Consider the following 6594-nt stretch of genomic DNA (forward strand, 5'->3'; position numbering starts at 1 on the left):
GCGTTTTCTGCATTCACCACATCCTTGTGGCTCCAGGTGTCGGCAGCAGGGATGCTGCCGCCAAGCCTACAGGGACGTATTTACGGCGTCCTCGGCAACTGCTCCTGCGTTGCCCTACTACACGCCATCCCTGGCGTTATGCGGTCTGAATGACTTGTCCCGTCTTAAGTTGGTAACCCACGCAATAGCATCACCATCTCATATCAGCAAATCGTTTAATGGCAACCGTATTTTTTCACGGTGTTGCAACAGAGACCTCAGGCCAGTTGCCTGAACTTAACAGCGTAGCACCCGATTTTCAGCTCACTAACCACCACATGCTAGAGGTCTCGCTAGCGGCATTTTCTGGACGAAAAAAGCTATTGGCTATTTTACCTAGCATTGATACGCCTATTTGCGTAGCCGTGGCACGTAAATTTGAGCATAAAGCTGAATTTTTGCACTCTCATAACACACAGACACTGATTGTTTCCGCTGACTTACCATTCGCCCAATGTCGGTTTGCAACGAATGAAGACTTAACAACACTGACCTGGCTATCAAGTTTTAGAAGCACCTTTTTGCAAGACTACGGCATCATGATAACGGACGGCATCTTACGTGGCTTACCGGCAACTGCCTTAGTATTAATCGATGAAAACAATCGCGTTATTTATACCCAGCTCGTTGCAGACCTTTGTTCAGAACCCGATTATGAAACACTGTTTGCCTGCCTATCTAGTGTTGATAGCTGCTGATAATATGAATCTTGTGGACTCAGGCCACTAACACAATATTGGTTTTAGCCTAGCGCATGATAAAGTAGTAAAAACTTGTGCCTATGAGATTAATATGGACATTACTGCTGTTAAAACCGAACTACCTACATCACCTGCTTTTGTCTTTGACCAACCCCGTTTAACTACTAATCTTGAACAGCTTTACCAGCTAAAACAAGCCAGTGGTTGTCAGGTCTTATATTCCATCAAATCATTACCGCTAACTCAACTACTAGCCCTGATAAAACCTTATGTCGATGGTTTTTCGGTTAGCTCACTGTTTGAAGCGCAATTAGCGCGAGAAATCATAGCCGACCAAGGCTCAGTACATTTAGCCACGCCTGGCATTCGACCCGATGAATTAACGGCGCTTAGTGATGTATGTAGCCATATCAGCTTAAATTCACTCAGCCAATACCAACGCTTCCAACGTCTATTAGCGCCTGGTGTTTCGCTAGGACTGCGCGTCAATCCTAAATTGTCCTATATTGATGATGACCGCTACAATCCTTGTCGGCTGCATTCTAAGCTGGGCATTGCCTTTGAAGAACTCACAGACACTATCCCGTTAAACCAACTACAAGGCTTGCATCTCCATACTTTTCACGCCAACACAGATTATGCGGCACTGGTGCAAACCATTGCCAAGCTGACCGACTACTTCGGACGCGAGTTAGCACAGCTCGAATGGTTGAACATCGGCGGTGGCTTTTTACATCACGACATTGATAACGCCGAGCTTTTTATAACGTGTGTATCCGAACTTATCTCACGCTATCAGCTAAAGGTTTATATCGAACCTGGCAAAGCTGTCGTCGGCAATACCGGTTTTTTAATCGCAACAGTGATTGATAGCTTTGTCAGCGATGGTAAAACCATTGCCGTATTAGATACCTCCGTCAATCATTTACCGGAAGTCTTTGAATATCAAACTCAACCTTATTTATACGAACATGTTCCCAATGGACCCTATCAAGTGTTATTAGCCGGAAGTACCTGCTTAGCAGGCGACATCTTTGGCGACTTCCGCTTTAACCAACCACTAGCCATTGGCGACCGTTTAACATTCACAGCTGTCGGTGCATATAGCTTAGTCAAAGCACATCGATTTAACGGCTTTAATTTACCTGATGTTTACCTTTATTCGGATATAGGTCTAAACTTATGTAAGCGTTATTCGTATCAAAACTATCGGGAATTATGGTAATGCATTTCCTGTTTTAATCTACGCCCTGAACAGTTACGCTCGGTTTTTTTAGTCATAACCTTTAAATACACGACCATGCCTACCATTTGCTTAAATATGATTGTCAAAAACGAAGCCCACGTCATGGCGCGTTGTTTGGCTGGCGTTAAACACTTAATCGACTACTGGGTCATCGTCGATACCGGCTCAACGGATGGAACCCAAGACCTTATCAAAGAATTGTTAAACGAGATTCCAGGTGAACTACATGAGCGTCCCTGGGTAAATTTTGGCCATAACCGCACCGAAGCACTTAACCTCGCGCGCGGAAAAGCCGATTATATTTTTGTTAACGATGCCGATGAAGTCGTCGAAGCCAGTGCTGAGTTTGTCTGGCCTGAGTTAACCGCCGATGGCTATTATATCAACGCGATACATGGCCATACCCAATTTGCTCGCATGGCGGTAATCGCTAGCCGCTCCCCATCGCGTTATCAAGGCGTGTTACACGAATACTTGGAATTCGATGCACCGTTTCAAACCGGAAACTTAACCGGACTTTGTATCCGCATTTACCCTGATGGCGGTCGCAGCCAAAACATCGACATCAAAGAAAAATATGCTAAAGACGCACAGATATTAGAACTAGCGCTACTCGATGAACCTAATAATACCCGCTACCTGTTCTACCTCGCGCAAAGTTATCGTGATTCAGAGCAGTGGCAAAAAAGCTTAGAAACCTACCAAAAACGAGCAGAATTAGGTGGTTGGGAGGAAGAAGTCTGGTACTCGCTATTTGAAATTGCCAATAATAGTAGTCACATGCACTGCCCCTGGCCTGTTGTGCTTGAACGCTACTTAACCGCCTATCAATACCGGCCTAAACGTGCTGAATCTTTAGTCGAATTAGCCCGGTACTGCCGCGCGCAAAGCAAAAATGCTTTAGCCCATTTATTTAGCCAACAAGCGATTAAAATCGCAAAACCTAATGATTTATTATTTGTTAATAGCGCGATATACGAATGGCTAGCGCTTGATGAATACGCGATAGCTTGTTACTGGGTAGGCGAATACTCAGAATGTGAGCGGGTCTGCCGTGAACTACTGGCTAATCCTAAACTACCAGACAGTGAGCACAACCGAATTTTAGATAATTTAAATTGGGCCTTACAGCAACAAGGCTTACCACGCCAACAAACCGCTATTGAATTAACATCTGTCACGCCTAACTGCCCAATCTGCCAAACGCCATCCATAGGACATTATCTCAACACGCCTTATTGGCAATGCGCAGCTTGCGATACCTGGTTTCAACACCCTATGCCCGATAAAGTGTTCCATGGTGACCACGAACCACCGCCAGCAGAAATGCCGGAAGGCGAGCGGCAAATAAACCGTGCCTTAGCGCGCTGGCTATTTAGCCATGTAATGCAGTCTGTCGCCGGTCCCATCATTGACATTGGCGCTAAATTACCAGTTATGGCGCAAGAATTACAAAATTTAGGCTGTCCCGCATTAGCTATGGACGGTGCCCCTGGCGCTGAACCGCTGGGTATGTCCTTAGGCGTGCAAATGCTGGGCGCTGATTTTGAAACCTTTGACGATAAAGACTATCAAGGTCATTTTAAACTTATCACGTTAATTCATACCTTTGAACATTTTTACGACCCTGTCGCCGCCTTATTAAAACTAAGACGGCTGCTAGCCTATAACGGCGCATTATTTATCCGCTTACCAGACCACGGAGTTGCTGGCTTTGAACGCGACTTAACCCCCGGTCATTACACAATACATCCTTACTTTCATAGCCTAACCAGTATTAAACAAATACTGCACACAGCAGGTGCGCCCTTTGTCATTACCCAAACCTATCCGGTAGAGCCCGGTCAACGGGATATTGTGTTGCGACCGGCTTATCAGGCAGAAACCAACAACACAGTCCCACCATCAATCACACCCCATCACAGGCCAATTATCGCCTTATGTCGTCCCGGTGCTATTGGCGATATTTTAATGACGTTAAATTTCATTCCACTGCTAAAAAAGCAATACCCTAATCATTTAATCTATTATTTTTGCCATCCAAGCTTAATACACGCTAACGCATTAGGAGAACTATTTCAGGCAGCCGGGATTGATAAGGTGTTAGATGCCGCAGAATTTGAGCAATGGCGACCTCGTTGCAGTCATGCAGTAAGCCTAATCGGCTATCCTCTCGCTGAAGGCTATCCAGAAAAGCCTATGCAAAGACATTTGCTTGACTATTTTGCTGATGAACTTGGCTTGGTCTGCCCTTCCCTACCTGCGCTTTGTTTGCCACTACCACCCAAACCAGCGGATGCGCCCAACCAACCCTATGCAACCTTACAAATCACAGCGGGCTGGAGTAAATATAAAGAGTGGCCGCCGGAGCGCTGGCAAGAAGTAGAAGCGCAACTGCCTTTTCCTATCGTTAAGATTGGTCAAGAATATGGTCGTGATTTAGCCCATTCAATCGCGTTAATCGCTCATGCCAAAATGCATTTAGGCATAGACAGTTTTGCCAACCATATCACGCATTATTATTGGCAAGATCAAGCTAAACAAACCCGCCGCGTACCGGGTGTCATCCTATTTGGTAGCACACAAGCTAATGCTAGCGGCTATCCACATAACATCAATTTAACCACCCATTTACCGTGCCAACCGTGTTTTCGGGAAAACCCTAATCTATCAGCTCATCCCAAAGGACCTTGCATCAACCCGCCGCGCGCCAGTTATGCTGATGATAGTTTGCCGCAATGCTTAGCCAGTATTACTAGCGAACAAGTGATATTAGCAATCCAACAAGTATGGCAAGAAACTTAGGCTATACACTTTATTCGGGGCGGGACGTTTAGAAAGACTGAAAACGGCTCCCGATGTTTCATCGTTCCCACGCTCTGCGTCACTGCCATTAAGTTAAGGAATATAACCAAATAATCAATAACTTGAATGTTAAGTTTTGTGAAATAGTCTTCCGTAGGTCGGGTCTACCTCCTGCATCCATGCAGTCGTAACCCAACCTACACAACGCTAATTATTTGATTTTTAATATTTATCTCTTAACTTAATAGCAGTGACGCTCTGCGTGGAAATGCACTGCAACCGCTCTGGCGGTGTGAAACGAGACGCAGAGCGTCCTGGCTACGCTCCCACGCTGGAGCGTGGGAGCGATGAAAGGATGCATTTACGGCGACCCGTACCGTTAAAAACCGACTTATTAACTAAGCAATAGCCTAACAAAATATTTACGCTTATAATTATGAAAATACCGACAATAATATCTAGTTTTGTAAAATAAAACTCATAGTCTTTACGGTATAGCACAGCAGCATTGTTTATTTTCTCATTATTAACTTAAAAACCATTATGCTAAAGGCATGGTTGAGGCGTTGACTAACCGTTCAAGACCCGCTTAGCCTAAAAACGTATTAATCTACTATTAATAACTCAATAACAACATCAATAAAGAAGGCCATATGATGAACAACAATCCCCTAACTCATAAAACGCCGCTCAAAACCCTCACGCTAAGCGCCGCGATAACAACATTACTGGGTGCTAGCTCGGTATATGCCGACCCCTTACTACGCTTCGATAGCTATGTACCTAATGTACTTTCTACCGTGCCATCGGAAAATCGACATGGCAACGAAATTGAAATACTGGTCAACCAAGACCATACTGGTTTTATCTCATTTTACCTAGATACGTCACTGCCTAATCGCCTAAAAGCTTCAGACATTCAAAAAGCCACGATTTCGCTATTTTTAAATAAAGTCAATGCTGCCGGTGTGCTAGCCGTCACCAAAGTCACCGAAGACTGGAGCGAAAAAACCATCCCAGATAAAAATCAAACGCCTGCCTACGATGTCACGAATTTTAAACGTTTCACGATAAAGACCGCCTATGCAGGGCGCTGGGTTCAAATTGACGTAACTGACATTGTCAAAGATTTAATTGACAACAATAAATTGTCTGACGAGGCCAATTATGGTTTTGCGTTAATCGCCGAAAACCTGCTCGATATAAGCATCGATAGTAAAGAAAACACCACGACAAGCCATCACGCCTTGTTTGATGTTGTACTGAACGACAACCGTGGCTCAGCCCATAAAGGCGCAACCGGGGCAACTGGAGCGAAAGGTAATACAGGAGCTACGGGCGTAACGGGGAATACGGGCGCCACAGGAGCAACTGGAATTAAAGGTAATACCGGCGCGACTGGCGCTACCGGTAATACAGGCTCTGCTGGTAACACTGGTTCGACTGGCGCGAAAGGCAACACTGGCGCTACTGGTGTTACGGGTAATACCGGTGCGACAGGGGCAACGGGGGCAACGGGGGCGACAGGCAATACGGGGGCTACAGGGGCCGTAGGCGCTAAAGGCAATACCGGTGCGACTGGCGCTACCGGTAATACCGGCGCTTCCGGCAACACCGGTGCAACTGGCGCTACTGGTAATACAGGCTCTTCTGGCAATACTGGTGCGACTGGCGCGACTGGTAATACAGGCTCTTCTGGCAACACTGGCGCGACTGGTAATACAGGCTCTTCTGGCAACACCGGCGCGACTGGCGCTACCGGTAATACCGGCTCTTCTGGCAACACCGGCGCGACATGGCGCT

At 46.0% G+C, this 6594-nt stretch carries 4 protein-coding genes; all 4 read left to right on the plus strand.

Going from position 1 to position 6594, the window contains the following annotated elements; genetic code table 11:
• Positions 1-218 precede the first annotated feature (218 nt).
• The gene (gene tpx, locus VZ94_RS05065; RefSeq protein ID WP_045778409.1) at positions 219-737 is read left to right on the plus strand and encodes a thiol peroxidase; all 519 of its coding nucleotides are present in this window, start codon (positions 219-221) and stop codon (positions 735-737) included.
• A 94-nt stretch (positions 738-831) separates the two neighbouring features.
• Positions 832-1965: a type III PLP-dependent enzyme domain-containing protein gene (locus VZ94_RS05070; RefSeq protein WP_045778410.1), complete on the plus strand. Its 1134-nt coding sequence runs from the start codon at positions 832-834 to the stop codon at positions 1963-1965.
• Between the two features lie 75 nt (positions 1966-2040).
• Positions 2041-4791 carry a methyltransferase domain-containing protein gene (locus VZ94_RS22255; protein WP_052700231.1) on the plus strand — a complete coding sequence of 917 codons (2751 nt, stop codon included), beginning with the start codon at positions 2041-2043 and terminating at the stop codon, positions 4789-4791.
• Between the two features lie 653 nt (positions 4792-5444).
• A partial coding sequence (locus tag VZ94_RS24250; protein WP_131655472.1) for a DNRLRE domain-containing protein occupies positions 5445-6594 on the plus strand: 1150 nt, incomplete at its 3' end.

Source organism: Methylocucumis oryzae, assembly GCF_000963695.1.
Classification (GTDB): Bacteria; Pseudomonadota; Gammaproteobacteria; order Methylococcales; family Methylomonadaceae; genus Methylovulum; species Methylovulum oryzae.

Coding starts and splice junctions, on each gene's coding strand:
- tpx (WP_045778409.1), top strand. CDS start 219: ATGGCAACCGTATTTTTTCACGGTGTTGCAACAGAGACCTCAGGCCAG.
- VZ94_RS05070 (WP_045778410.1), top strand. CDS start 832: ATGGACATTACTGCTGTTAAAACCGAACTACCTACATCACCTGCTTTT.
- VZ94_RS22255 (WP_052700231.1), top strand. CDS start 2,041: ATGCCTACCATTTGCTTAAATATGATTGTCAAAAACGAAGCCCACGTC.